This window comes from Luteipulveratus flavus, assembly GCF_029439465.1.
Classification (GTDB): Bacteria; Actinomycetota; Actinomycetes; order Actinomycetales; family Dermatophilaceae; genus Luteipulveratus; species Luteipulveratus flavus.
Genome location: NZ_JAROAV010000004.1, coordinates 73,852 through 99,962, shown reverse-complemented (window position 1 = coordinate 99,962; position 26,111 = coordinate 73,852). Strand labels below are relative to the sequence as shown.

Sequence of the window (26,111 nt, the reverse complement as noted above, 5' to 3'; positions counted from 1 at the left end):
GGCGAGCCCGACGGCGCCGCACGAGCGTCGGAAACGACGTGGGTCGTACACTTTCGGACATGCCCCTGGTCGCCTTGGTCATGCACCCCGCCGCGATGCTGTACGAGTCGGCTATCGCGGCCGAGGTCTTCGGCGTCGACCGCTCGGACCTCTCGCCGGACGGCCGGTGGTACGACCTGGTGGCGAGCACGGCCGACGGCACCCCGCACCGGTGGCTGCCCGACCTGCCGACCGTCCCGTACGCCCGCCTGACCGATGCGGACACCGTCGTCGTGTCGTCCACCGACGACCTCGACGGCGAGCAGGACCCGGCGCTGAGTCGGGCACTGGTCGCGGCCCACGAACGTGGCGCGCAGATCGCTTCCCTGTGCACCGGCGCGTTCGTCCTCGCCGCCGCCGGACTCCTGGACGGCCGGACGGCGACCACGCACTGGATGCACGCCGACGCCCTCGCCCGGCGCTACCCGACCGTCGACGTCCGCGCCGACGTGCTCTACACCGACGAGGAGGACGTCCTCACGTCAGCGGGCAAGACGGCCGCCCTCGACCTGTGTATTCACCTGGTACGCAACGACTTCGGCGCGGTCGCCGCGAACGGCATCGCGCGGCGGCTGGTCGTCCCTGGCCATCGCAGGGGTGGTCAGGCGCAGTTCATCACTCCACCGGCCGAGCCACGCACGCAGGACGGGCTCGGCCCGACGCTGGAGTGGGCACGCGGCCGGCTCGACCAGCCACTGACGGTGGGCGACCTCGCCGCTCGCGCCGGGCTCAGCACCCGGCAGCTCGCCCGCCGGATGCACGCCGAGCTGCAGACCGGGCCGCTGGACTGGCTTCACCACCAACGGATCGCGCGCGCCCAGGAGCTGCTCGAACGCACCGATGCCTCCGTCGACCAGATCGCTCACAGCTGCGGGATGGGTACCGCGACCACGCTGCGGCGACACTTCCAGCGCGCGGTCGGTGTCTCTCCGACGACCTACCGCTCGACCTTCCGGCTGCGCTGACGGCGGGCGGCGGGGTGGCTGGTGCAGAAGGAGCGTGCGACATGCCGCACGCTCCTTCTGCACGTATCAGCGCTGCGGACGGAGGCGCGCGTACACCGCAGCCGCCGGGGCCAGGACGCCCGCGGACACGACCAGCGCTACGGGGATGCCGGCCCGCGAGCCGAGCGCACCCAGCGGCGGGCCGCCGACGACCTGGCCGATCGCGTCCGCCTGCCCGTTCATCGACAGCACCGTCGCGCGCGAGCGGGAGTCGACGTGCCGGTTCAGCCAGGCGGACTGCACCGGGTACGCGACCTTCTGCGCTGCCGCCCGGGCCCACATGGCCCCGAGCGCGAGCCACATGTTGCCCAGCAGCGCCAGCCCGACGACGCCCACCACCTGGACGAGCACCAGCCCCGCGAGCAGCCGGTTCGGGTGCAGGTTCGTCAGGGCGCGGCCGGCCCACCGGTTGGCGGCGAGCGAGGCGACCAGTGACAGGGCCGCGCTGATCAGGGCGAACACCGTGAACCACAGCGCCGGCTCGCGCGACCCGAACAGCGAGGGCAGCGCGAAGTCGTCGAGGATGCGCGCCGTCCAGAGCCGGTCGAACGCCTCACTGGACAGTCCGACGAACAGGCTGACCAGGAAGAACGAGCCGACGACCGGACGGGTACGCGCGGTGGCCAGGCCGTCCTTGAACGACCGGGCCAGGTGCGCGAACGTCTCCCGCTCCTGAGGCGGCGTCCGGTGGAAATGCTCCTCGGGCATCCGCAGCGCGAGCCAGATGCCGACGAGCATGACGGCGACTCCGCCGAGCACCATCGGCAGCTGGACGGTGACGAGCCCGAGCACGCCCGCCAGGGCCGTACCGACGAAGGTCGCGGCCAGGCTGAGCTGCTGCTCACGGGTGAAGACGTGCTGGACCCGCTCCTCCCCCACTTCATCGGTGATCCAGGCCTGCCAGGCGCCGGAGGTGAAGGTGTAGCCGATGCCCCAGACGACCTGGGCGAGCAGCACGGCCCAGAGCGCGGGCACCGCGCCCTGCAGCGTGAAGCCCGCACCGATCAGCAGGACGCCGATGATGATCGACAGGCGCCGCGAGTAGAGGTCCGCGACGATGCCGGTCGGGATCTCGAACAGGAAGCAGGTCGCCTCCAGCACCGTTCCCACGACGACCAGCTCGAACGGCGACAGGTCGACAACGGTGACCTGGTAGACGAGGTTGAGCGTGATCGACAGCACCCAGAACAGGTCGACGAGCGCGTTGCCGACGTAGTAGACGCGGGTCGCGTCGGCCGGGCGATGAGCTCGCCGCAGCAGTGAGATGAGCACGAAGTTCTCCTGAGAGCACAGTGGTCGCCGGCGTCGCGGGTACGCGAGAAGCGCGGAGCGACCGACCGGTCGGTCCGGGATGGACGGGCACTCGCGGAGGTCGCCTGACCGTGGTCACGACCTCGCACTCGAGGAGTGCCGCTCTCAAGAAGTGATTCGCATTGCATTCAGCCTACCGTCGGCCGTGCACAGGACCGTCCTCACACGCTCCGAACTCTTACGCCCTAAGCGCACATCACGGGATGTAAGGTCCTGGCGTGACGGTCCAGCCCGCAACAGGACGAGCGCCCTACCAGCGCGCAGCCGAAGTTTCGCCAAAACTCGCATTGAACACGAAACGGATCTCCACCCGCGGACCCGAATGCATGTCTCTCCGGGATACCCGGTGAATTTTCACGCGCTCGATCACCCTGACGACATCGGCAAGCTGCATCCCAAGGGGCGCAGCAGCCAAATTGCTAGACTCCTCAAAATTCTGCGACCGGAGGGTCAGACAGGCACAACACAAGTCCGAAACGCGAGGCACCGTGGAACGAAGTTTTGACCTTGCCGTCCGAAATATCGCTAGGTGGGGTGATACGGATGTTTTTCCATTCGCGCCAGAAAACCACGTTCTACACGATAATGCGGACAAAGTCGTCGCACTTCTCACAAGTATTCATAGTGACTTCAAGAGCAGGCTGAGGGATGATCCGCCGACCACCGATGTCGCCCTTCAGTTAGTTACGAATGAAGGATTCCGCTGGGCTACGCAGCTAGACCCCGTCTGGAACGCCTACTTGCTCGGACTGGTGCTGGAATCTGCCTCCGCCATAGAGAGAAATCGCGCTCCCAGCGAAGACCTTTCCGTCTTCTCGTATCGCTTCGATATTGACGAAGACCGCGCTTCGCTCTTCAGGGCTGATTCATGGCTCAATTTCTCCAAGAGGTCCGAAGAACTCGCGAAGAAGTACAGCCACGTCGTAGTCGCCGACATTGCCGACTTCTACGCGCGGATCTACCACCATCGAATTGAGAACAGCCTTCTCGAACTCAGACTCGCGGATGGTGAGGTGCCGAAACGCATCAATCTTCTCCTCGGTTCTATTTCGGGCGGGGTCTCGTATGGACTACCAGTAGGCGGTCCCGCCGCCCGCGCCCTTTCTGAAATAACTCTGGACAGAGTAGACAAATTGCTCGCAATGGATGGAATAGCCTTCTGTCGCTTCGCGGATGATTACCGAATATTCGCAACCAGTGAAGCGGAAGCTTACTCTCATCTCATTTCGCTCACCCAATACCTTCACGAACACGAAGGGGCCACCTTACAAAAGCAAAAGACGAGAGTCGTACGGACTCGAGACTTTCTTCGCGCGCCCATATTTTTGGCCGAAGACTCACCTGATCTCTCCGCTACCGATCGAGAGGAACGACGATTCGTACGCCTTTCCTTGCGATTTGACCCCTACAGCCAGGACGCAGCAGAAGAATACGAAAGACTCCGCAAAGAGCTTGAGGATTTCGACATTGTCGACATGCTCTCCCGCGAGGTTGGGAAAAGTCGCGTAAATTTGCCCGTTGTCCGCCGCTTGACCCAGGCCCTCGGCTTCGTAGATGCCGACATACAGGAAGCCGCCATCGGCACAATCGTCGACAGCCTTGAGATGTTGGCACCGGCGATGCCGGTTGTTCTTCGAGTTCTCGACGACCTTGCGGCAGACCTTAGTTCAGATACGATCTCGTCCGTGACTAGCGAAATCCGACGAAGAATTGTTGACGGATCGTACTTCATGAATCTCCCGATGAATCTTGCATACGGACTTCGCGTACTCCGCCACGAACAGAATGCAGAGAATCTCATTCTTGCAAAGAAGATATACTCTTCCTCCCAGGCGCCTCCGTTCTTGCAGCGAGATATCGTGCTACACATGCACAACTGGCGGTCATCTGCATTCATTTCCGCCGAGAGGCGTCATTATCAAGAGAAACATCCATGGGTCAAGCGCGCGATTCTCTTGTCTTCATTTCTCCTGGATGACGAAGGTGCACACTGGCGCAGGAAGACGCATTTCTCGGATTTTGATCGAATCGCACTCAAATGGCGAGAAGATAAAGTGGCGCAAGGTCGCGAGGAGGTGCCCGTATAGATGATTTCTGCCGAGCGATTCGCACAGGTGGCGGGCTCATACTGGAAGTTGCAGTTTCCACGGCTAGAGTCATTTGTTCGCATCGCGAACATGTCTGCCGAACAGTGCGCAGATCCAGTCAAACTCAACTCGGAGCATGAGCGCCATGCGGTACTCTCAGAAGCCGCGTTCGTCTTGTGGAAGTCCAAGCACTCAGCCCAATCGCTTGATCCACTGCAGGCTTTTGCCATGGCTAGTTCTCGGTTATCCGTGATCTGGGATCAGGCCGACTTCTCCAATACTCTGCTTCCGGCGGAAGAGGTGGAACTCCTCGCGCTTGCGGCCAATCTTGATTCCTTTGAAATTACCGAAGGTTTCGACAGCATCGAAATCGAACCGAGGCTTCCGGGCTGTGGAGTCGTGGCTGGGGGTACGCCCGACTTCAGATTCTCACGCCCAACCAGCAGCGAGGTCAGCAAGCGAGGTCTGGGTGAAGTGAAGACAGTCGATCGAACCTTCCGTTCGGTCGATTACCGCCAACTCATTTCCTATGTGGTGCTGAGCTATTCCTCTACTCACGAAATTCTGGATGAACTACAGCTCATCAACCCCCTGCGGGGTACAACCGTTTCATTTGATGTAGATGACTTCTTCTGGCTTACCCGTTCGCAAGCCGCCGATGAGGCCTGCGCAGAGATCGCATATGAGTGGGCAGATCCAGGTGTCTCGCCATAGTTGCCGAACCCGATATGCGGGAGGTTCGTCCGAGCTGCGGCGTACCTTGGGGCGCATGGCCACCGCGATCCCGACGTACCCCCTCAACGACGGCTCGACCCTGCCCGCGATCGGTTTCGGCACCTACCCGCTCAAGGCGGACGAGGGCGTGAGCGCCATCGTCAGCGCCCTCGAGACCGGTTACCGGCTGCTCGACTCCGCCGTGAACTACGACAACGAGCAGGCCGTCGGCGAGGCGATCCGCCGCTCGGGCGTCCCCCGCGAGGAGATCCAGGTCACGACGAAGATCCCCGGGCGGCACCACGCGTACGACGAGGCACGGGCGTCCATCCGGGGCTCGCTGGAGCGGCTCGGGGTCGACTACACCGACCTGCACCTCATCCACTGGCCCAACCCCAGCGTCGGTCTGTACGCCGAGGCGTGGCAGGCCCTCGTCGACGCGCGGGCCGCGGGTGAGGTGCGTGCGATCGGCGTCTCGAACTTCACGCAGGAGCACCTGGACCGCATCATCGGCGAGACCGGTGTGACGCCCGCGGTCAACCAGATCGAGCTGCACCCCTACTTCCCGCAGGAGCAGATGCGCGCGGTCAACGAGCGCCTCGGCATCCGCACGGAGGCGTGGAGCCCGATGGGCAAGCGCCAGGCGCCGTTCGGGGAGCCACCGGTCGCGGACGCGGCGGCCGCGCACGGCGTCACACCCGGCCAGGTGATCCTGCGCTGGCACCACCAGATCGGCAGCCTGCCCATCCCGAAGTCCGCGACGCCCGAGCGTCAGCAGCAGAACCTGGACGTCTTCGGGTTCGAGCTGACCGACGACGAGGTCGCCGCGATCACCGCGCTCGGGAATGACGACGGCCGGCTGTTCGGCGGCGACCCCGACACCCATGAGGAGATGTAGGCCGCCTCACCAGGCCTGACCAGGGTCGAACGCGTCGCTGCGACCGGGGCCCTCCGCGCGCAGCACGCTCGCCTCGATCAGCCCGTACGGGCGGTCGTCGGCGTGGAACACCTCGTTCGGGTTCTCCAGCCCGAAGGGGCTGAGGTCGACGACGAAGTGGTGCTTGTTCGGGCAGGAGAAGCGAATCTCGCTCACGGTCGGCGCGGCGTCGAGGACGGCCTGGCCCATCTCCCACAGCGTGTGCTGCAACGCGTAGGAGTACGCGTTCGCGAAGCTGTGGGTGATCGCGGTCTTCACCGCGGAAAAGCTTGCTTCCCAACCGGTCTCGGTCACCGAGTGCAACCACTGCGCCTGGATCTCCGTCGCCATGATCCGGTCGTTCGTCGGTTTGAGCGTGGTGTACCGGTCCTCGTAGAAGCCGTGGAACTCCGAGTCGGTCGTCTTCAGCACGGTCAGCCCGCGCAGGCCCGACACCACGGTCTCGTCGTCGCCGCGGACGGTGACGGTCGTCGTACGGACGTGGTCGCCGCGGCGGACGAAGCCGTGCGGCGTGCCGTGCGCGCGGTCCCACGGGTACGCCTCGATCTGCACGCGGGCCTGGCTCACCTGAGGCACGTCGCGGACGAAGTGGCGGGCGAGGACGAGCGCGAACGTCTCGGGCTGCCGGGCCGCGTCGCCGTGCTCCTTCGCGAACGCGTTGACGGTGTTCTTGCAGGCGTCGGTGGTGAGGATCTTCGCCTGGTCGCCCTCGATGTGCGCGTCCGCGAAGTCGCCCTGGAGAGCGACGCTGACGTTGTAGTCGACCAGCTCGTGCGGGTCGGTGTCGCGGTAGACGCGCACGACCCGCACCTCGGCCTTGCCGTACTGGTGGTGGCCCAGGACGTACGCCATGTCAGCTCCCTCGGTAGGTCGAGTACGCGAACGGGCTCAGCAGCAGCGGCACGTGGACGTGTCGCTCCTCCTCGACGACGAACGTCACCACCACCTCCGGGTAGAACGCAGTCGTGCCCGAGGCGACGAAGTACGTCGCCGTCTCGAAGACGACGCGGTAGGTGCCCTGGCTGAGGTCGCCGGCCAGCTCCGCGATCCGCCCGTCGGCGTCGGTCGTGCCCGACCCTGAGGTCTGCCACGCGCCGTCGCGCTGGGCGTACAGGACGACGGGTACGCCGGCGGCGGGCGCACCGTGCACCGCGTCGAGGACGTGCGTCGAGAGCGAGCTCATGTCAGCAATGCCTCCAGTCGCAAGCGGGTGATCTGTCGCAGCTGCTCACGGACCTCGGCCGCCTCGGTGTCGGCATCGTTCCCGAGGCGTCGGGTCAGCTCGTCCAGCATCTCCTGCGGGCTGCGTCCGGCGGCGCGGATCAGGAAGACCCGGTCGAAGCGGCGCTCGTACGCGACGTTGCCCTCTCGGAGCCGCACCTGGATGTCCGCGTCCGCGTCGCTGACGGACGCCTGCTCCTGCCGCGACCACCGCGCGTCACGGCCCTGCCCGGTCGCACGTTCGCCGATGCGCGGGTGGCCGGCGAGCGCGGCGTCCACGTCGGCGGTCGCGAGTTTGGCGAAGACCTCGTCCGAACGGGCGAGCAGAGCGCCGCGGTCGGCGTACGGGCGCGCGGCGAGCACGGCCTCGACCCAGGCCGTCGCGGCGCAGCAGCTGAGCAGGGCGGACGCGACGTCGTCCTGCCGTGCCGTGTTGAGGACGTCCAGCGGCAGCGAGTCGGCCATGCGTCATCCTCTCCCACCCGCGCACCCGTACGGTGTGTCACACCGCGTGCGTCTCCGCGCGGTGTGACACACCGATGTCGTGCGGAGGTGCCCGTGCCCGAGTCCGTCGAGGACCTGACGCGCTCGCTCACCGCGGCGCTCGACAGGCGGCTGTCCGACTGGGACGCCCGGCTGGCGGAGCGGTACCCGGGCGATCGCGTCGACCGCCAGCCGGTGCACACGGCGTACATTCCGGCGGACCGGTTCGACGTCGACGCCGTACGTCGGTGGGGCGCGTCGGCACTGGACCTGCTCGCTTCGTACGCACCCACATCCGCGACCCTGGCGGCTGCGGTCGGTGAGCCGGTCGCGGACGTCGAGGCGGTGTACGAGCGGGTGCGCGCGAAGCTGGCCACCGAGCCGATCGAGAACCTGCGGGTCGACTTCGAGGACGGGTACGGCGGGCGACCTGACGACGTCGAGGACGCGGACGTGGCGGCCACGGTGGCGGCGCTGCGATCGATGGACGGGCGTCCTGCATGGTTCGGCATCCGGTTCAAGTCGTTCGAGGCGCCGACGCGGGCTCGGGGCGTCCGGACGCTCGTGGCGTTCCTCTCCGGTCTGGTCGACGGCCCGCGGCTGCCGGACGGCCTCGTCGTGACCCTGCCCAAGGTGACCTCCGTGGAGCAGGTCGCCGCCATGGCATCGGCGTGCTCGACGATCGAGTCCGCACTCGGAATCGCCTCTGACAGCGTGGGTTTCGAGATTCAGGTCGAGACGGCACAAGCGGTCATGGGCGTGGACGGCACCGCGCCGGTCGCGGCCATGATCGATGCGGCTGACGGGCGTTGCGCCGGCCTGCACTACGGGACGTACGACTACAGCGCGGGGCTCGGCATCGCGGCGGCCTACCAGTCGCTCGACCACCCGGTTGCCGATCACGCGAAGGCGGTCATGCAGGTCGCCGCCGCGCAGACCGGCGTACGGGTGGCCGACGGGTCGACCAACGTCGTGGCGTTCGGGTCTGAGGCCGAGGCGCACGCGACGTGGGCGCTGCACCACCGGCTGGTGACCCGCTCACTCGTACGCGGCATCTACCAGGGCTGGGACCTGCACCCCGGCCACCTGCCGACCCGGTACCTCGCGACGTATCTCTTCCATCGGCGCGCGCTGCTGGACGCGGCGGCCCGGCTGCGGGCGTACGTCGGGCGCGTCGAGAGCGGCATCGCCGACGAGCCCGCGACCGCCCGGATGCTGGCGTCCTCGCTGCTGCGCGGCGTCCGCTGCGGCGCCCTCGACCTGGACGAGGTGAGCCGGCTGGCCGACCTCGACGAGCCCACCCTCCTCGCCCTCACGACCACCGGCTGAGCCCCCACCACCGCTGATTGAGCCCCACCACCGCTGGTTGAGCCGGACGAGCCGCTAGGCGAGTCCGAGTCGAAACCAGGCGAGCCGTCCGCCCGAGTCTCCCGAGATGTCACCGGGTTTCGACACGGACCTCCGCTAACGCTCCGGCCCGGCTCAACCAACGGGATGACCGCCGGTCGAGTACAGCAGCCGCTCCGCTGGTTGAGCCGGGCGAGCCGCTGGGCGAGACCGTGTCGAAACCACCGCCACCGCGGACGCTGACTCTCCCCGTACGTCACCAGGTTTCGACACGCCCCTCGGCTAACGCCTCGGACCGGCTCAACCAACGAGATGACCGCCGGTCGAGGAGGGCGAACGAAGTGAGGCCCGTACCGAGACCCCGCAACCGCGCTCACCAGGTCTCGGTACGCCTCCGCAGGCTCCGGCTACTCGACCGACGAAGGACGCGCCGGTCAGGCGAGCCAGGTGGGGTCGTCGAAAAGCTCTTGGACCTCGTTCACCAGGCGCGCGGCGTGGAACCCGTCCGCCACCGCATGGTGCAGCTGGACGGCCAGTGGCAGCAGTGTGCGGTCTCCACGGTCGACGTACCGGCCGAGAGTGAGGATCGGGCGCAGGTGGTTCGCGCCGCCCTCGATGTTCAGGGTGAACCCGGTGAACGACGTCCACGGCACGCTCGACACGTCGAAGGTGCTGCCCGGCAGGTCGTCCTGCGGGAAAAGCTCCACCGCGTCCCGGTGGCGCGCCGCCACGTCGATCATCCGGTCGTGGAACACCCCGAAGTCCGGGTCGTACGCCGTCCACACGCACGCGAACGTCTCGCTGGCCGGGTTGAAGACGGTGAACGCCGGGTGCAGCACGTCCCAGACCCCGGGCTTCCCGTCCGGGCCGAGGTCCATACGCAGCTCGTCGTGCCGGTTGATCACGGTCGCGAGCGCCCAGACGTGCGCGGCGTACGTGCGCCTGCCGGTCGTCCGCAGGGCTGCCCTCAGCGTGGTCGCGTCCAGCTCGACGGTCATCGCGTAGGTGCACCGCGTCCGCCGGGTGTAGTGCTCGAACCACCCCCGGCGCGGCCACGTCTCCAGGTCGATCGGTCGCAGCGTGCTCATCGCCCGAGTCTCACCCGCGACCGGCCCCAGCGCCCAACCCTTTCCCCCACCGGCAAAACTTGACCGCCGGCACACTCATGGCTGTGCCACTCACCAACCTTTGCCGGACCACCGGCAAAACGTGACCGCCGGCACACGCATGGCTGTGCCGACCGCCAACTTTCGCCGACGGGCAGGGCGTCGGGTGTGAGGATGGCCGGGTGGAGCAGCCCCTGGATCTCGTCGTGCGGGCCGAGCGCGCGGTCGTGGACGGCGCCGAGCGGCCCGCCGCGGTCGGCGTGCGCGACGGCGAGGTCGTGGCGATCGGCCCCGTGGACGCCGACTGGTCCGCCGCCGAGGACGTACGGCTTGCCCAGGACGAGGTACTGCTGCCCGGCATGGTCGACACCCACGTCCACGTCAACGAGCCCGGCCGCACGCACTGGGAGGGCTTCGAGACGGCGACGCGCGCCGCGCTCAAGGGCGGCACCACCACCATCGTCGACATGCCGCTGAACAGCCTTCCGCCGACGACGACGGTCGAGGCGCTGGACATCAAGCGCGCAGCCGCCGACGGCGAGTGCTTCGTCGACGTCGGCTTCTGGGGCGGCGCGGTGCCAGGCAACCTCGAGGACCTGCTGCCGCTGCACGACGAGGGCGTCTTCGGCTTCAAGTGCTTCCTCATCGACTCGGGCGTCCCCGAGTTCCCGCCGCTCTTCCCCGCCGAGCTCGACCAGTACCTGCGGCGTACGGCGCTGATCGGCGCGCTGATGATCGTCCATGCCGAGGACGCGGGCTCCGTCACCGAGGCGACCGGCTCGACGTACGAGGGTTTCGTCGCCTCGCGGCCGGACGCGTCCGAGGTGACCGCGATCGAGCGGGTCATCGACGCCGTACGCCGGTCGGGCGGCCGCGCGCACATCCTGCACCTGTCCAGCGCGCAGGCCCTGCCCGCCATCCGAGCAGCCAAGGCCGAGGGCCTGCCGATCACCGTCGAGACCTGCCCCCACTACCTGTCGTTCGCGGCCGAGACCATCGCCGACGGGTCCACGACGCACAAGTGCTGTCCGCCGATCCGCAGTGATGTCAATCGAACTCGGCTGTGGGAGGCCATTGCGGACGGGACGATCGACTGCGTGGTGAGCGACCACTCGCCGTGCACGACCGACCTGAAGACGCCCGACTTCGGCACCGCCTGGGGCGGCGTCGCGTCCGTGCAGCTCGCCCTGTCCGCCGTCTGGACCGAGGCGGCCCGACGCGGTCACACCCTCGCCGACGTGACCCGGTGGATGAGCGAACGTCCCGCCGCGCTCGTCGGCCTGGAGTCCAAGGGAGCCATCGGGGTCGGACGCCACGCCGACCTGGTCGCGTTCGCCCCGGAGGAGTCGTTCGTGGTCGAGGCCGCCCGGCTGGAGCACAAGAACAAGGTCACCGCGTACGAGGGCGTCACCCTGACCGGCGTCGCCCGGCGCACCTGGCTACGCGGTGTGCTGGCGACGACCGAGCGCCCGCTGGGGCGGCTGCTGCGACGAGGAGACTCCTGATGCCCGACTACGTGCCGCGCGGCGGCCTGCCCGCCCAGACCGAGCTCACCACCGACCGGGCGGTGTTCACCGAGGCGTACGCCGTGCTGCCGCGCCGCACGATGAGCGACATCACCGCGAGTCGCCTGCCGCACTGGGACACGACCCGGCTGTGGGTGCTCGCGCGGCCGCTGTCCGGGTTCGCCGAGACGTTCTCGCAGTACGTCGTCGAGGTCTCTCCCGGCGGCGGCAGCGACCGCCCGGAGAGCGACCCCAACGCTGAGGCGGTGCTGTTCGTCGTCGACGGGGCGCTCGTACTCACCCTCGACGGCCGGTCGCACGACCTGACGCCGGGGTCGTACGCCTTCCTGCCGCCGGGCGTCGCCTGGACGCTGCGCAGCACCTCGGACGCCACCGCGACGTTCCATTGGATCCGCAAGCGCTACGAGCCGGTCGACGGGCTGGACGCGCCGGCTGCCTTCGTCACGCGCGAACGCGACGTCGAGGCCGTCCCGATGCCCGACACCGACGGCGCCTGGACCACGACGCGGTTCGTCGACGTCGAGGATCTGCGGCACGACATGCACGTCAACATCGTCACGTTCGCGCCGGGCGGCGCGATCCCGTTCCCGGAGACGCACGTCATGGAGCACGGGCTGTACGTGCTCGAGGGCAAGGCGGTCTACCTGCTGAACCGCGACTGGGTGGAGGTCCAGGCGGGCGACTTCATGTGGCTGCGCGCGTTCTGCCCGCAGGCCTGCTACGCCGGCGGCCCCGGTCGGTTCCGCTACCTCCTCTACAAGGACGTCAACCGCCACGCCGCGCTTCCTCCAGCCCCCGCACCCACCGCCGGTTGAGCCGGCGAGCCGCGCCCACCGCCGGTTGAGCCGGCGAGCCGCTAGGCGAGCCGAGTCGAAACCAGGTGCCGCACCGGGAGACTCTCCCCGCGCCTCACCCGGTTTCGACACGGCCCTCCGCTGCGCTCCGGCCCGGCTCAACCAGCGGAGGCCCCGGCTCAACCAGCGGAGGCCCCGGCTCAACCAGCGGGGGCCCCGGCTCAACCAGCGGAGGCGCCGGCTCAACCAGCGATGTCGCCAGGGGGTGCGTCCAGGACGGTGGGCGCGTACTCCAGCAGCTGGAGCCGGCCGTCGAACGTACGGCGCTGGACCAGGTCCAGCCGCACGTCCGGGTACCCATCGAAGATGCGCTCCCGCCCGGTGGCGCCGTTGATCACGGGGAAGACGACCACGCGGAAGCGATCGACCAAGCCCGCGGTCAGCAGCGAGCGGCACAGGCTGAGACTGCCGATGGTGCGCAGCTCCGGCCCGTCCTCGCTCTTCATACGGGTGACCGCCTCGACCGCATCGCTATCGATCAGTTCGGTGTTCGCCCACGTCAGCGGCGCGTCCAGGGTCGAGGAGAACACCAGCTTGCGCGCCGCCGTCAGGCCACCGAGACCCTCTTCATCCGGCGCGTCGGCGGCGATCCCGGACATCAGTCGGTACGTCCGCGCGCCCATGAGGACGGTGTGCTCGTTCTCCTCCTTCGAACCGAGCCAGGCGAGGTACTCCGGACCTCCCAGCCCCCAGAGCCCCGGCCAGCCGTCGGCGGCGGCGTAACCGTCCAGGGAAATGATGAAGTCGACCATCACGTTGGGCATCGCTCTCTCCTCTCGTTCGGACCTCCACCTTCTCCACGAATGCGAAACCTGTCCTGCGACACCGCGCCGGGCGTACAGTCGGGAGAACTGCGAGCCCGGTCGTTCCGCATGGCCAACCGGTCGGGCTGTCGACGCCCACCCCAACCATGCCGCCGCGGACCACCGGTCCGTGGGACCGGCTCGGGAGGAGTGAGCGTTCGTGGCACGAAGCGACGCCGTGGCCGTCACGGTCAACGGCCGGGTACGCCCGGTCGGAGACGTTCCCCCGCACACGACCGTCCTGCACTGGTTGCGCGAGATCGGCCTCACCGGTGCCAAGGAAGGCTGCGCCGAGGGTGAGTGCGGCGCCTGCTCGGTCATGGTCGCCCGGCCCGACGACGGCGACGGCACGCGCTGGACGGCGATCAACTCCTGCCTGGTCCCGGTCGGCTCGCTCGACGGCCAGGAGGTGGTCACTGCTGAGGGCCTGGGCACCGTCGACGACCTGCACCCGGTGCAGCACGAGATGGCCGTCCGCGGCGGCTCGCAGTGCGGCTACTGCACGCCGGGGTTCGTATGCAGCATGGCCGCGGAGTACTACCGCCCGGACCGCTCGCCCGCTCCCGAACCGGACCGCGAGCGCGGACCCAACGGCTTCGACCTGCACGCGCTGAGCGGCAACCTGTGCCGCTGCACCGGTTACCGCCCGATCAGGGACGCTGCGTACGCCCTCGGTCCGGCCGACGCGAGCGACCCGCTCACCCGTCGTACGACCGAGCCCGCACCTCTCGCGGTCGCGACGTGGCAGACGTACGGCGACCGCGCGTACGTCCGGCCGACGGACCTCCAGACGGCGCTCGGGCTGCTGGCCGACCACCCGGACGCCGTCCCCGTCGCCGGGTGCACCGACTGGGGCGTCGAGGTCAGCCTGCGCGGCGCGCGCGCCGACCTGGTCGTGGCCCTCGACCGCCTCCCCGAGCTGCGCGAGCTCCACGTCTCCGACGACGCCGTCGACATCGGCGCGGCGCTGACGCTCAGCGAAGTCGGGCGCGGCCTCGCCGGGCGGGTGCCCCTGCTGGACGAGCTCTTTCCCCAGTTCGCGTCCCTGCTCATCCGCAACGGCGCGACGATCGGCGGGAACCTGGGCACGGGCTCCCCCATCGGCGACCTCCCGCCGGCGCTGCTGGCGCTGGACGCGGAGGTCGTCCTGATCTCCGCCGCCGGCGAGCGCACGGTCGCCCTGGCGCACTACTTCACCGGCTACCGAGAGTCGGTCCGCCGACCCGACGAGCTGATCCGCAGCGTACGAATCCCGTTGCCGCTCAGCGAGATCACGGCGTTCCACAAGATCGCCAAGCGGCGCTTCGACGACATCTCCAGCGTGGCCGTCGGGTTGGCCCTCGACGTGCAGGACGGCGTCGTCCGCCGCGCGCGCATCGGGCTGGGCGGCGTGGCGGCCACCCCGATCCGGGCCCGGGCGACCGAGTCCGCCCTCGAGGGACGGCCCTGGACCGCGGAGACCGTGCGGGCGGCGGCCGAGGTGATGCGCACCGAGGGCACTCCCATCGACGACCAGCGCGCCAGCGCGGCGTACCGGCAGGCGATGCTGCGCACCGCGCTCCTCCGCCTCTACGCCGACCACGCTGCCGACGAGGGGAGGACGGCATGAGCTCCCTGTCCGAACGTCCAACGAATCCCGTTGTCGGCCAGGAGATTCCGCACGAGAGCGCCGCGCTGCACGTGACTGGCACGGCGCTCTACACCGACGACCTGGTCGGGCGCACGGCCGGCGTGCTGCACGCGTACCCCGTCACCGGCGGGCACGCGCACGCCCTGGTGACGCGGCTCGACCCGGCCCCGGCGCTGCACGTGGACGGCGTCGTGCGGGTGCTGACGGCCGAGGACGTCCCCGGCATCAACGATGCTGGAGTGAAGGGAGACGAGCCGCTCTTCCCGTCCGAGGTGATGTACGTCGGCCACCCGGTCGCGTGGGTGCTCGCCGAGACGTTGGAGGCCGCGCGGGTCGGCGCAGCCGCGGTCGAAGTCACGTACGAGCCCCTGCCGTCGATCGTGACGGTCACCGAGGCGATCGAGGCCGAGAGCTTCCAGGGCGGTCAGCCGACCGTCCGGCGCGGCGACGTCGAGGCGGGCATCGCGCGGGCGGCGCACGTCTTCACCGGCACCTTCGAGATGGCCGGCCAGGAGCACTTCTACCTGGAGACGCACTGCTCGATCGCTCAGGTCGACGAGTCCGGCCAGGTGTTCGTGCAGTGCAGCACCCAGCACCCGACCGAGACTCAGGAGATCGTCGCGCACGTCCTCGATCTGCCCTCGAACGCCGTCACCGTCCAGTGCCTACGGATGGGAGGCGGCTTCGGCGGCAAGGAGATGCAGCCGCACGGGTACGCCGCGATCGCCGCCCTGGGCGCCACCCTCACCGGCCGACCGGTTCGGTTGCGGCTCAACCGAACTCACGACATCACCATGACCGGCAAGCGGCACGGGTTCCATGCACAGTGGCGGGTCGGCTTCTCCTCCGACGGACGCGTGGAGGCCCTGGACGCGACGCTTACCTCCGACGGCGGCTGGAGCCTCGACCTGTCCGAGCCCGTCCTGGCCCGGGCGCTCTGCCATGTCGAGAACGCCTACTGGATCCCGGACGTCCGGGTGAACGGCCGGATCGCCCGTACCCACAAGACCTCGCAGACGGCGTTCCGCGGGTTCGGCGGCCCGCAGGGGATGCTCGTCATCGAAGACATCCTCGGCCGATGCGCGCCGCTGCTCGGCATCGACCCGGTCGAGCTGCGCTGGCGCAACTTCTACACCGCCGGCCAGGACACCCCGTACGGCATGCCGGTCCGCCACCCAGAACGCCTGGCGACCGCATGGAACCAGGTGCTCACCAGCGGCGACGTCCTGGTCCGGCGGGCCGAGATCGCGCGGTTCAACGCGACGCACGAGCACGCGAAGCGGGCGCTCGCCGTCACGCCGGTCAAGTTCGGGATCTCGTTCAACCTCACCGCCTTCAACCAGGCGGGCGCGCTCGTGCTGGTCTACAAGGACGGCTCGGTGCTGGTCAACCACGGCGGCACCGAGATGGGCCAGGGCCTGCACACCAAGATGCTCCAGGTCGCGGCGACGGCACTCGGGCTGCCGCTCAACCGAGTTCGTCTCGCGCCCACACGCACCGACAAGGTCCCGAACACCTCTGCCACTGCTGCGAGCTCGGGCGCCGACCTCAACGGCGGCGCTGTGAAGGACGCCTGCGAGCAGATCCGCGCCCGGCTCGCGGTCGTCGCCTCCGGCGAGCTCGGTGTCCCCGCGGCGGACGTCCGGTTCGAGGACGGCGTCGTGACCGGGCTCGGTGGCGGCGAGACGACCTGGGACGAGCTGGTGCGGCTCGCGTACGTCCAGCGAGTGCAGCTGTCGGCCACCGGCTTCTACCGCACCGAGGGTCTGCACTGGGACTCCAGCACCATGCAGGGGTCGCCGTTCAAGTACTTCGCCTACGGCGTCGCGGCGTCCGAGGTGGAGGTCGACGGGTTCACCGGCGCGTACCGCACGCGGCGCGTCGACATAGTCCACGACGTCGGCGACTCACTGTCCCCGCTGGTCGACCTCGGGCAGATCGAGGGCGGGTTCGTGCAGGGCGCCGGCTGGCTGACCCTGGAGGACCTGCGCTGGGACACCTCGGACGGCCCCACCCGCGGACGCCTGTCCACCCAGGCCGCGAGCACGTACAAGCTGCCGAGCCTGTCGGAGATGCCCGAGGTGCTCAACGTCAGCCTGCTCGAGCACGCGCACGAAGACGGCGCGGTCTACGGGTCCAAGGCCGTCGGCGAGCCGCCGCTGATGCTGGCGTTCTCCGTGCGCGAAGCCCTGCGCGAGGCGGCGGCGGCGTTCGGGCCGCCCGGTACGTCGGTCGACCTCGCCTCTCCCGCGACCCCGGAGGCGGTCTTCTGGGCGGTGGAGCAGGCGCGTTCCGAGCACGACGAACGCGCGCACGTCGTCGAGGGCTCACCGGGCCGCGAACCCGAGCAGCCGTCGCCGAGCGCCGAGCCGATGCGGCCGTCGTCCGAGCGGGTGCAGCCGCACGTCCGGTCGGGGGTGTGACGTGGACTGGTACGCCGCCGTCGGCCGGCTCCGCGCGGAACGCCGGCCGGGCGTCCTGGTCACCGTGGTCGAGGTACGCGGTCACGCACCGCGCGACGCCGGGGCCAAGATGGTCGTCACCGCGACCGAGGTGCTCGGCACGATCGGCGGCGGCAACCTCGAGGAGTCCGCCGCCGACCGGGCGCGCGCGATGCTCGGAGCCGCGGGACCGGGAGCCCCGGAGCAGCTGACGGTCTCGCTGAGCGACCGGGCGCCGTCGTCCCACGGCGTGCAGTGCTGCGGCGGTGAGGTGCGAGTTCTCCTGGAGATGCTGGCTGTTCGCCCGTCGGTCGCGATCTTCGGGATGGGTCACGTCGGGCTCGAGCTCGCCCGCATCCTCGCCCGGCACGAGCTGGAGCTGCACCTGGTCGACTCACGCGCTGACCAGCTGGATCCGGCGCGGCTCGCGGTCCTCGACGACGCCGTCGCCACCGTCGTACCCCACCACGCTCCCGTCCCCGAGATCGTTCTCGGTGAGGTCCCGACGGGCAGCCACGTCCTCGTGATGACGCACGACCACGCCGAGGACGTCGCGCTGTGCGACGCCGCGCTGCGCTGCGGGCACCTGGGCACCATCGGGCTGATCGGCTCGTCGGCGAAGTGGGCACGGTTCCGCGCTCGTCTCCGCGCGGAGGGTCACGCCGAGGACGCCCTCGCCCGCATCGTCACCCCGATCGGTCTGCCCGAGCTGCCCGGTAAGGACCCCGCGACGATCGCCGTCGGTGTCGCCGCCGAGGTGCTGCGGTCCATCGCCCACTCGGCGGCCGAGGTCGCGCGGTGACGCTCTACCGCGGCACCGTCCTGGACACCCCGGACGACCCGTTCACCGGTGGTCGGCTGCGTGCGGAGTCCGACGCGGGCCTGGTCGTCCGCGACGGCACCATCACCGCCCGCGGGCCGTACGCGGTCGTGCGCGCCGACCACCCCGACGAGGACGTCGTCGACCTGCGCGCGGGCGTCCTGCTGCCCGGCTTCGTCGACACCCACGTCCACCTCCCCCAGGTCCGGGTCATCGGCGCGCTCGGCATGTCCCTGCTGGAGTGGCTGACGCACTGCGCCCTCCCCGAGGAGGTCCGGCTCGCCGACCCGGCGTACGCGGGCGGCGTCGTCACCGACTTCCTCGCCGGGCTCATCGACGCCGGGACGACGAGCGCTCTGGTCTTCGGCTCGCACTTCGCCGGCGCGGTCGATGCGCTGTTCGAGCAGGCCGCCGGGCTCGGGCTGCGCATCACCTCCGGCCTGGTGCTGTCCGACCGGCTGCTGCCGCCCGAGCTGCTCACGACGCCCGAGCGCGCGTACGACGAGTCGGCGCGGCTCGCGCGGCACTGGCACGACCACGGCCGCGCGCGGTACGCCGTCACGCCCCGCTTCTCGTACTCGTGCAGCGACGAGGTGCTGGACGCGTGCGGCGCGGTGGTCAAGGACGTCCCCGGTGTGTGGATGACCGCGCACGTCAACGAAAACCATGCCGAGATCGCCCAGGTGTCAGGGCTTTTCGACGGACGCAGCTACGTCGAGACGTACGAGCGGCACGGACTGGTCGGACGCCGTACGGTCCTCGCGCACAACGTCCACCCGACCGACGGTGAGCTGCACGTGCTCGCGGCGCACGACGCCTCCGTCGCGCACTGCCCCACCAGCAACGCCGCGCTGGCCAGCGGCCTCTTCCCGCTGCGGCGGCACGTCGAGCACGGCGTCCGGGTCGCGCTCGGCACGGACGTCGGCGCCGGCACCGGGTTCTCACTGCTCAAGGAGGGTCTGCAGGCGTACTTCGCCCAGCAGCTCCTCCTCGGGGACGGGTTCACCCTCGCCTCCACGCACCTGCTGCACCTGGCGACGTCCGCCGGGGCCGACGCTCTCGGGCTCGCCGACCAGGTGGGCGACCTCTCCGTCGGCAAGCAGCTGGACGCGGTCTGGGTCCGTCCCGCCGGCGGCACGCCCCTCGACATCGGGCTCCGGCACGCGGCCTCCGCCGAGGACGCCCTCGCCAAGGTGTTCGCCCTGGGTACGCCCGCGGACATCGCCGGCGTCTGGGTCGGCGGCGACCGCATCAAGCCAGTCCCCGCCTGACTCCCCAGCCCCTGCCCCGCCCGCCGCACCGCTCGGTCACGCCCGCCCCTGCCAGACAACTGAGTCACATCAGTCTGACCGACGTGCACGTGCGTCAGATTCGAGTGACGCAGTTGTCTCCACGGCGCGGCGCCGTCTTGCCATGCGGAACCGGCATTTGGCAAGACCGGCTGGCCGCTGACTTTCGGTCGGCACGGGGTTAGCGTGCCGAGGGTGAGACGCCAGCCGCACGAGAACGTCGCCACCGTCCTGGTGGACCCGTGCGCCCTCACCGACCTCGAGCTCGAGCTGATGAGTCACGACCTGCGGCTGTGGCCGGTTCGGACGGCGCCGCTGTGCGAGGACGGCCCGCGCCGGGCGTACCAGATCCGGCGTGATCTGCTGATGAAGCACCGCGGCGACTGGGAGTGCGCGGCCGAGTGGGTGCCGGTATGGGTCAGCTTCGGACCCACCTGGCAGTACGGCGACGAACCGTTGCCCTGGGCGGCGCACGAGCGGCTGTGGCAGATCCTCGACCGGCACCGCCGGCACGTGCGCTTCCATCGCCGCCTCGGTGGCGTACGCCGGATGCCTCTCCCCGGCGAGACCGTCTGACCCGCGCCGCACAGCCCCACGCCCCCCCGCTGCTCAAACTGCGATTGCTGCTCATGACGCAGTTCGAACTGCGTCAGGAACACCGAACGCAGCTGGGGCAGCGCCCGACTACCGTGCTGGTCCATGCGAGCGACCCGGGTGAGCAGGCGCAACGCCACCTTCCAGCAGTGGCAGACCCTCCTGACCAACCGGACGAAGCGCACCCGCGCGGGTGAGTTCCTCGTCCAGGGAGTCCGCCCGATCACGCTGGCCGCCGAGCAGGGCTGGACGATCCGATCCTTCCTGTACGTCGACGGCGCGCGCCTCTCCCAGTGGGCGACGGGTCTGCTGGACCGTACGGCGGCCGACCGGTACGCCCTCGCGCCCGAGCTGCTGCAGGAGCTCGCCGAGAAGGACGAGGACGCCCCCGAGATGCTGGCGGTGGTCGAGATGCCGCCGGACGACCTGTCCCGCATCCCGGCCGGCGCCGGTCCGACGCTGGTGTTCGACCGGCCGAGCAGTCCGGGCAACATCGGCACGATGATCCGATCGATCGACGCGCTGGGCGGGGCGGGCCTGGTCGTCACCGGCCACGCCGCCGACCCGTTCGACCCCAAGTGCGTCCGCGCGACGACGGGTTCGTTCTTCGCCGTCCCGGTCGTCCGCGTCGGGTCCCACGCCGACGTCCTCACCTGGGTGGCGCGGCGCCGCGACCGTGGTGAGACGGTCTCCGTCCTCGGCACCGACGAGGGCGGCGACGCGACACCGCACGAGACCGACCTCACCGGCAGCGACGTCGTCGTCATCGGCAACGAGACCCGCGGGATGACGGCCGCCTGGCGCGATGCCTGCGACCGCGTCCTGAGCATCCCGATGATCGGCTCTGCGTCCTCGCTCAACGCCGCCTCCGCCGCGACCGTCGTGCTGTACGAGGCGCACCGGCAGCGTCTGACCCGCGCGGGTGCCTGACACGATGGGTGACGTGGATACGCCTGTGCTCTTCTCCGTGGCGCCCGACTACTACCGCTCTGCGGTGGCCGAGCTGCGCCGGACCCTGCCCGTCGGCAAGGTGACCCGGGTCGGTGAGGACGCCGGCATCGTGCACCTCAAGGAGGGCGGCCAGGCCGAGGTCGCGCAGGCCAGCATCGCCGGTGACCTGCGGTTCGTCCGGCACCTGGCCGCGGTCGACGCCGAGTCACCCACGGCCCGGCTGGAGCACCTGGACGCCGAGGGCGTGAGCGAGTGGGCGGCGGACGCGGCCCTGGACGAGCTCGACCCGGGCGACGAGGTCGGCCTGCACGTCTGGGACAGCGGCGAGGTGCCGTGGTCGCCGGGCAAGATCCGCCGGCCGTTGCTGGAGATGCTGATGGACAACGGAGTCCGCGTCGTCACCTCGGGCGCGGAGCGCACGGTCTCGGTGTGCGTCGGCACCGAGCGGACGACGGCCGGGGTCGGCCTCAGCGGGCTCGGGCTGTGCGACTGGGCGGGCGGCCGCATCCGGCTGGCCGCCCGGAAGGAGCAGGTGTCGCGGGCGGAGTTCAAGCTGGAGGAGCTGTTCGGCTTCATCGGTACCCCCGAGGGTGACGTCGCGGTCGACCTCGGTGCGAGTCCCGGCGGGTGGACCCGGATCCTGCGGTCGCGCGGCTTCGGGACCGTCCACGCCGTCGACCCGGCCGAGCTGGACCCGCGGGTTCTCGCCGACGACCGGGTCGTGCACCACCGCACGACCGCGGGCGAGTTCATCGCCGCGTACGACGAGGGCCCGGTCGACCTGATCGTCAACGACATGCGGATGGTCCCCCACCTCACCGCGCACACGATGGTCGAGGCGGCGGACCTCCTGCGCCCGGGCGGTCAGGTGGTCGTCACCTTCAAGCTCGGGACGAACAACCCGGTGAAGCAGACCGACGAGTCGCTCGAGACGCTGCAGGAGGCGTACGAGCCGACGTTCATCCGCCAGCTGCAGCACAACCGGCACGAGCTGACGGTCGTCGCCACCCGCCGCTGACCCCCTCCCGCGGTGGGTCACACCGAGGCGGCCTGGTCGCGGTGGGTCACACCGAGGGCCGCCACCCGAGGCGGAAAGACGCGAGGCGAACGGTCCGCGACGGCTCGGCGTACGCAAGCATTCCCGCACGGGATCGCTGAAACAAGATGGTCGGAATTGTCCGAATGTCGTGGCTCTCGTCGGGTTCGCGACGGCCGGAACGGACAACTCAACACAACCCACTAGACATGTGACGCGCGTCACATTCGGCGGCCTCCTCGCGATTGGGGGCCCTTTCGTCGCCGGGCGTACGGTCGGTGAACCGCCCCCGATGACGCGGGCACCACCCCAACGAGGGCGGTTCGGCCGGTCCCGGCCGGCCACCGCCGAAAGCAGGCGAAACATGACGGCAACGGACGCTCCTGCCACCACGGGCACCTCGCACGCCAAGCTCCAGGCCTGGGTCGACGTGGTCGCAGCACTCACCACCCCCGACCGCATCCACTGGGTGACCGGCTCGGACGAGGAGTGGACCGAGCTGACCGACAAGCTCGTCGAGGCAGGCACGTTCGTTCGCCTGAACGAGGAGAAGAAGCCGAACAGCTTCTACGCCGCGTCCGACCCCAGCGACGTGGCGCGGGTCGAGGACCGCACGTTCATCTGCTCGGTGGACGAGAAGGACTCCGGCCCCACCAACAACTGGATGGCCCCGGAGAAGATGAAGGACCTCATGCGTGGCCTGTACGACGGCTGCATGAAGGGCCGGACGATGTACGTCATCCCCTTCGTCATGGGTCACCTCGACGCGGAGAGCCCGATGTTCGGCGTCGAGATCACCGACTCCGAGTACGTCGTCGTGTCCATGCGCGTCATGGCCCGCACGGGCACCAAGATCCTGCGCCGCATCGAGGAGCTGGGCGAGGACGCGAAGTACGTCCCCGCGCTGCACTCCCTCGGCGCGCCGCTCGAGGAGGGCCAGCAGGACGTCAAGTGGCCCTGCAACCCGGAGAAGTACATCGTGCAGTTCCCCGAGGAGCGCACGATCTGGTCCTACGGCTCCGGCTACGGCGGCAACGCGCTGCTCGGCAAGAAGTGCTACTCGCTGCGCATCGCCTCGGTCATGGCGCGCGACGAGGGCTGGCTGGCCGAGCACATGCTCATCCTCAAGCTCATCTCGCCCGAGCAGCAGGTCTACTACGTCGCCGCCGCCTTCCCGAGCGCCTGCGGCAAGACCAACCTGGCCATGCTCGAGCCGACCATCCCGGGCTGGAAGGTCGAGACGCTCGGTGACGACATCGCCTGGATGCGCTTCGGCAAGGACGGCCGCCTGTACGCGGTGAACCCCGAGTTCGGTTTCTTCGGAGTCGCGCCGGGCACCAACGAGCACACCAACCCGAACGCCATGAAGACGATCAACAAGGGCAACTCGGTCTTCACCAACGTCGCCCTCACCGACGACAACGACATCTGGTGGGAGGGCCTGGAGAACACGCCGGCCCACGCCACGTCCTGGAAGGGCGAGGACTGGACGCCGGACAGCGACGAGCTGTCCAGCCACCCGAACTCCCGCTACTGCACCCCGATCGAGCAGTGCGACATCCTGGCCGACGAGTACGAGGACCCGAACGGCGTGCCGATCTCGGCGATCCTGTTCGGTGGCCGCCGCCAGACGACGGTCCCGCTGGTGACCGAGGCCCGCGACTGGCTGCACGGCACGTTCATGGGCGCGACCCTCTCCTCGGAGACGACCGCCGCCGCGACCGGCCAGGTCGGCGTGGTGCGCCGCGACCCGATGGCGATGCTGCCGTTCATCGGCTACAACGCCGGTGACTACTTCCAGCACTGGGTCAACCTCGGCAAGGACGCCGACGCCACCAAGCTGCCGAAGATCTTCTACGTCAACTGGTTCCGTCGTGACGACGAGGGCGGCTTCCTGTGGCCGGGCTTCGGCGAGAACTCCCGCGTCCTGAAGTGGGTCATCGAGCGCATCGAGGGCAAGGCGGCCGCGGTCGAGACGCCGATCGGTCACGTGCCGACCGCCGACAGCCTCGACACCGACGGCCTCGACATGAGCGACCAGGCCCTGGAGGCCGCGCTCGCCGTCGACGCCGAGGAGTGGAAGGCCGAGATCCCGCAGATCGAGGAGTGGTTCGCCAAGTTCGGTGACCAGCTCCCCACCCAGCTGCGGGTCGAGCTGGACGCCCTCAAGGCTCGCCTCGGCGAGTCGTAGACTCCCCTCGTCCGTTCACGGACAACGACGTAACCGGCCCGGCGCTCCTGTGCGGAGCGCCGGGCCGACCGCAGTACGTGACAGGTAAGGCAACGGTCAAGACCTGTTTCCCTGATGCAACCTCGGTCCGGTCCAGGCGTCTGTGCTGATGACGGGACCATCACGAACGCGAGCGACATCCCATCAGGGGGGCGGATCATGACAACCTTGGCGTTGGCGTCTCCCCGGCCGTCCGGGGAGAGTCTGGTGGATCTGACAGGAGCGCGTTCGGTGGCCGAGTCCGAGGTGGATCTCGCGGCGCTGTACGCCGCTCATCACCTCTCGATGGTTCGACTGGCCCGCCTTCTGGTGGACGACCTCGCCTCCGCCGAGGACGTCGTGCAGGACGCGTTCCTGGGTCTGCACCGGCGCCAGCACCAGCTGCGCGACCCGGGCGCCGCGCTCGGGTACATCCGCCAGGCCGTCGTCAACCAGTCCCGCTCGGCGCTGCGTCGCCGCCGTACGGTCCGCGCGCACCTGCGGGTCGCCGAGCCCGACATCGGCCCTGCCGCCGACGCCGAGCTGATGCTGAGCGAGGAGCACCGCGAGGTCCTGCAGGCCGTCAACCGGCTGCCCGAGCGGCAGCGTGAGGTCCTCATCCTGCGGTTCTGGTCCGGCCTGTCCGAGACCGAGATCGCCGAGACGATGGGCGTCAGCAACGGCACCGTGAAGTCGCAGGCGAGTCGGGCGATGAAGACGCTGCAGCAGTACCTCCAGGAGGGGCGCTCATGAGCGAGGACCTCGAGCGGCTGCTGCGGGACGCCTTCGAGGCGAGCGCCTCGCGCGTCACCCCCCACGACCTGGACACCGACCGCGAGCGCGACCTGCGCCGCGTCCTCGCCGCCCCGCTGCCTCCTGAGCGCACGACGCGCCGGAGCCTGTACGTCGCGACGGCCGGCCTCGCCGCCGCTGCCATGGTCGTCGGCGCGGTCGTCGTCACGCACGAGCCGGACAGCACCGCGCAGCTCGCAGGCGAGCCGTCCACGAGCTCCCCCTCCAACGAGATCGGCCTGCCGCAGCTGCCGTCGAGCCAGAGCTCCGCGCCGCGGACCGCCCCGGCCACCCCGTCACGGACGGCCACCAGCGTCGGTGGTCAGTCGCGTCCGCAGCCGACCCGGTCTGCCGCGACCTCGAGCGGCCCCACCCGCGAGGCGAGCGTGCCGCCACCGACGTCCGCGTCCTCGATCACGGGCACGAGCCGGCCGACGGCCGAGCAGCCGACGGTGGCGTCCACGGCAGCGCCCGGCTCCGTCTCGGGTCCGTTGGCGGTGCCGTCCGAGTTCGTCGCCCAGGGCGAGATGTCCAGCATCCCGATGCCACCCGACCTGACGTACGTCGTGGTGCGCCGCTCGAGCGGCTACGTCCAGATCCGCGTCAGCAACGCCATGCAGCTGACGCGCTACCTGGACAACAACACCGCGCTCGGCGGCTGGCCGCGGGACGCGGGTGGGTACCACTCGCCCTCCAGCACCATGGCCGCCTCCGTCCCGACCGCGGTGGACAGCACGTCGGAGGCCGGGCTCTTCTCGCTCTTCGTCGACACCACCGACCAGCCCACCTCGACCGCGTCGCCGACGAGCGGCAGCTCGCCGTCCGCCGTGCCGCCTGGGTCCGGCTCCGGCGACTCCACGGCGACCGACGGGCCGGGCAGCGCTGACGGCGTGAGCACTCCCGGCTCCTGACCGTCC

At 69.6% G+C, this 26,111-nt stretch carries 23 protein-coding genes; 17 read left to right on the top strand and 6 right to left on the bottom strand.

Going from position 1 to position 26,111, the window contains the following annotated elements; genetic code table 11:
- Positions 1-59 precede the first annotated feature (59 nt).
- Positions 60-1,004, top strand: a complete 945-nt coding sequence (locus P4R38_RS01255; protein ID WP_277190654.1) for a helix-turn-helix domain-containing protein — start codon at positions 60-62, stop codon at positions 1,002-1,004.
- 66 nt (positions 1,005-1,070) lie between these two features.
- Here P4R38_RS01255 and P4R38_RS01250 read toward each other — a convergent pair whose 3' ends face one another.
- On the bottom strand, positions 1,071-2,315 hold the full coding sequence (locus tag P4R38_RS01250) for an MFS transporter (RefSeq protein ID WP_277190652.1): 1,245 nt from the start codon (positions 2,313-2,315) through the stop codon (positions 1,071-1,073).
- Positions 2,316-2,842: 527 nt separating this feature from the next.
- Here P4R38_RS01250 and P4R38_RS01245 point away from each other — a divergent pair.
- Genes P4R38_RS01245 through P4R38_RS01235 form a run of 3 tightly spaced genes read left to right on the top strand, consistent with a single transcriptional unit; the run spans position 2,843 to position 6,053 of the window.
- On the top strand, positions 2,843-4,441 hold the full coding sequence (locus P4R38_RS01245) for an RNA-directed DNA polymerase (protein ID WP_277190651.1): 1,599 nt from the start codon (positions 2,843-2,845) through the stop codon (positions 4,439-4,441).
- Positions 4,442-5,155: a hypothetical protein gene (locus tag P4R38_RS01240; RefSeq protein ID WP_277190650.1), complete on the top strand. Its 714-nt coding sequence runs from the start codon at positions 4,442-4,444 to the stop codon at positions 5,153-5,155.
- A gap of 55 nt (positions 5,156-5,210) precedes the next feature.
- Complete coding sequence (locus P4R38_RS01235; RefSeq protein ID WP_277190649.1) at positions 5,211-6,053, top strand: aldo/keto reductase; 843 nt, start codon at positions 5,211-5,213, stop codon at positions 6,051-6,053.
- A gap of 6 nt (positions 6,054-6,059) precedes the next feature.
- On the opposite strand, the gene pucL is transcribed toward P4R38_RS01235, so the two are convergent.
- From pucL to uraD, 3 genes are read right to left on the bottom strand one after another with little or no spacing between them, the layout of a single operon-like run.
- A complete protein-coding gene (gene pucL / locus P4R38_RS01230) occupies positions 6,060-6,944 on the bottom strand; it encodes a factor-independent urate hydroxylase (RefSeq protein WP_277190648.1) in 885 nt (294 codons plus the stop codon).
- A gap of 1 nt (position 6,945) precedes the next feature.
- The gene (gene uraH / locus P4R38_RS01225; protein ID WP_277190647.1) at positions 6,946-7,275 is read right to left on the bottom strand and encodes a hydroxyisourate hydrolase; all 330 of its coding nucleotides are present in this window, start codon (positions 7,273-7,275) and stop codon (positions 6,946-6,948) included.
- A complete protein-coding gene (uraD, locus tag P4R38_RS01220; protein ID WP_277190646.1) occupies positions 7,272-7,778 on the bottom strand; it encodes a 2-oxo-4-hydroxy-4-carboxy-5-ureidoimidazoline decarboxylase in 507 nt (168 codons plus the stop codon). The genes uraH and uraD overlap by 4 nt, the downstream gene beginning before the upstream one ends.
- Positions 7,779-7,871: 93 nt before the next feature.
- Here uraD and P4R38_RS01215 point away from each other — a divergent pair, with 93 nt between their 5' ends.
- Entirely contained in the window at positions 7,872-9,125 is a 1,254-nt protein-coding gene (locus tag P4R38_RS01215) for a DUF6986 family protein (protein ID WP_277190644.1), read from the top strand.
- 452 nt (positions 9,126-9,577) lie between these two features.
- Here the strand turns inward: P4R38_RS01215 and P4R38_RS01210 are convergent, their stop codons facing one another.
- Positions 9,578-10,231, bottom strand: coding sequence for a CatA-like O-acetyltransferase (locus P4R38_RS01210; protein WP_277190642.1), 654 nt, complete (start codon positions 10,229-10,231; stop codon positions 9,578-9,580).
- A 200-nt stretch (positions 10,232-10,431) separates the two neighbouring features.
- Between P4R38_RS01210 and allB the strand changes: the two genes are divergently transcribed.
- Together allB and P4R38_RS01200 are read left to right on the top strand one after the other, a co-directional pair.
- Positions 10,432-11,754 (top strand): allantoinase AllB, encoded by a 1,323-nt coding sequence (gene allB / locus P4R38_RS01205; RefSeq protein ID WP_277190641.1) that lies wholly within the window; start codon positions 10,432-10,434, stop codon positions 11,752-11,754.
- Complete coding sequence (locus tag P4R38_RS01200; RefSeq protein WP_277190639.1) at positions 11,754-12,590, top strand: bifunctional allantoicase/(S)-ureidoglycine aminohydrolase; 837 nt, start codon at positions 11,754-11,756, stop codon at positions 12,588-12,590. The genes allB and P4R38_RS01200 overlap by 1 nt, the downstream gene beginning before the upstream one ends.
- A gap of 221 nt (positions 12,591-12,811) precedes the next feature.
- Here P4R38_RS01200 and P4R38_RS01195 read toward each other — a convergent pair whose 3' ends face one another.
- Positions 12,812-13,393: a dihydrofolate reductase family protein gene (locus P4R38_RS01195; RefSeq protein ID WP_277190637.1), complete on the bottom strand. Its 582-nt coding sequence runs from the start codon at positions 13,391-13,393 to the stop codon at positions 12,812-12,814.
- Between the two features lie 199 nt (positions 13,394-13,592).
- Here P4R38_RS01195 and P4R38_RS01190 point away from each other — a divergent pair, with 199 nt between their 5' ends.
- The 10 genes from P4R38_RS01190 to P4R38_RS01145 all read left to right on the top strand — a co-directional run bounded on the left by P4R38_RS01190 (position 13,593) and on the right by P4R38_RS01145 (position 26,105).
- On the top strand, positions 13,593-15,041 hold the full coding sequence (locus P4R38_RS01190) for a xanthine dehydrogenase small subunit (RefSeq protein WP_277190636.1): 1,449 nt from the start codon (positions 13,593-13,595) through the stop codon (positions 15,039-15,041).
- Positions 15,038-17,485, top strand: coding sequence for a xanthine dehydrogenase molybdopterin binding subunit (gene xdhB / locus P4R38_RS01185; protein ID WP_277190635.1), 2,448 nt, complete (start codon positions 15,038-15,040; stop codon positions 17,483-17,485). The genes P4R38_RS01190 and xdhB overlap by 4 nt, the downstream gene beginning before the upstream one ends.
- Position 17,486: 1 nt before the next feature.
- Positions 17,487-18,305, top strand: a complete 819-nt coding sequence (xdhC, locus tag P4R38_RS01180; protein WP_277190634.1) for a xanthine dehydrogenase accessory protein XdhC — start codon at positions 17,487-17,489, stop codon at positions 18,303-18,305.
- Positions 18,302-19,594 carry a guanine deaminase gene (gene guaD / locus P4R38_RS01175; RefSeq protein ID WP_277190632.1) on the top strand — a complete coding sequence of 431 codons (1,293 nt, stop codon included), beginning with the start codon at positions 18,302-18,304 and terminating at the stop codon, positions 19,592-19,594. Before xdhC ends, guaD begins: the two co-directional genes overlap by 4 nt.
- 213 nt (positions 19,595-19,807) lie before the next feature.
- Positions 19,808-20,188 (top strand): hypothetical protein, encoded by a 381-nt coding sequence (locus P4R38_RS01170; RefSeq protein ID WP_277190631.1) that lies wholly within the window; start codon positions 19,808-19,810, stop codon positions 20,186-20,188.
- A gap of 123 nt (positions 20,189-20,311) precedes the next feature.
- Positions 20,312-21,136 carry a TrmH family RNA methyltransferase gene (locus tag P4R38_RS01165; RefSeq protein ID WP_277190630.1) on the top strand — a complete coding sequence of 275 codons (825 nt, stop codon included), beginning with the start codon at positions 20,312-20,314 and terminating at the stop codon, positions 21,134-21,136.
- Positions 21,137-21,149: 13 nt separating this feature from the next.
- Positions 21,150-22,175, top strand: coding sequence for an SAM-dependent methyltransferase (locus P4R38_RS01160; protein ID WP_275237160.1), 1,026 nt, complete (start codon positions 21,150-21,152; stop codon positions 22,173-22,175).
- A 382-nt stretch (positions 22,176-22,557) separates the two neighbouring features.
- Entirely contained in the window at positions 22,558-24,384 is a 1,827-nt protein-coding gene (locus P4R38_RS01155; protein WP_277190628.1) for a phosphoenolpyruvate carboxykinase (GTP), read from the top strand.
- A gap of 270 nt (positions 24,385-24,654) precedes the next feature.
- A complete protein-coding gene (locus tag P4R38_RS01150; RefSeq protein WP_275237157.1) occupies positions 24,655-25,155 on the top strand; it encodes a SigE family RNA polymerase sigma factor in 501 nt (166 codons plus the stop codon).
- Positions 25,152-26,105 carry a hypothetical protein gene (locus P4R38_RS01145; protein ID WP_277190627.1) on the top strand — a complete coding sequence of 318 codons (954 nt, stop codon included), beginning with the start codon at positions 25,152-25,154 and terminating at the stop codon, positions 26,103-26,105. Before P4R38_RS01150 ends, P4R38_RS01145 begins: the two co-directional genes overlap by 4 nt.
- Positions 26,106-26,111: the final 6 nt, after the last annotated feature.

What these genes read in the sequence shown, in the direction of transcription:
- P4R38_RS01255 (WP_277190654.1), top strand. Translation starts at nt 60, where the DNA reads ATGCCCCTGGTCGCCTTGGTCATGCACCCCGCCGCGATGCTGTACGAG.
- P4R38_RS01240 (WP_277190650.1), top strand. Translation starts at nt 4,442, where the DNA reads ATGATTTCTGCCGAGCGATTCGCACAGGTGGCGGGCTCATACTGGAAG.
- P4R38_RS01235 (WP_277190649.1), top strand. Translation starts at nt 5,211, where the DNA reads ATGGCCACCGCGATCCCGACGTACCCCCTCAACGACGGCTCGACCCTG.
- pucL (WP_277190648.1), bottom strand. Translation starts at nt 6,944, where the DNA reads ATGGCGTACGTCCTGGGCCACCACCAGTACGGCAAGGCCGAGGTGCGG.
- uraH (WP_277190647.1), bottom strand. Translation starts at nt 7,275, where the DNA reads ATGAGCTCGCTCTCGACGCACGTCCTCGACGCGGTGCACGGTGCGCCC.
- uraD (WP_277190646.1), bottom strand. Translation starts at nt 7,778, where the DNA reads ATGGCCGACTCGCTGCCGCTGGACGTCCTCAACACGGCACGGCAGGAC.
- P4R38_RS01210 (WP_277190642.1), bottom strand. Translation starts at nt 10,231, where the DNA reads ATGAGCACGCTGCGACCGATCGACCTGGAGACGTGGCCGCGCCGGGGG.
- P4R38_RS01200 (WP_277190639.1), top strand. Translation starts at nt 11,754, where the DNA reads ATGCCCGACTACGTGCCGCGCGGCGGCCTGCCCGCCCAGACCGAGCTC.
- P4R38_RS01195 (WP_277190637.1), bottom strand. Translation starts at nt 13,393, where the DNA reads ATGCCCAACGTGATGGTCGACTTCATCATTTCCCTGGACGGTTACGCC.
- xdhB (WP_277190635.1), top strand. Translation starts at nt 15,038, where the DNA reads ATGAGCTCCCTGTCCGAACGTCCAACGAATCCCGTTGTCGGCCAGGAG.
- P4R38_RS01165 (WP_277190630.1), top strand. Translation starts at nt 20,312, where the DNA reads ATGCGAGCGACCCGGGTGAGCAGGCGCAACGCCACCTTCCAGCAGTGG.
- P4R38_RS01155 (WP_277190628.1), top strand. Translation starts at nt 22,558, where the DNA reads ATGACGGCAACGGACGCTCCTGCCACCACGGGCACCTCGCACGCCAAG.
- P4R38_RS01145 (WP_277190627.1), top strand. Translation starts at nt 25,152, where the DNA reads ATGAGCGAGGACCTCGAGCGGCTGCTGCGGGACGCCTTCGAGGCGAGC.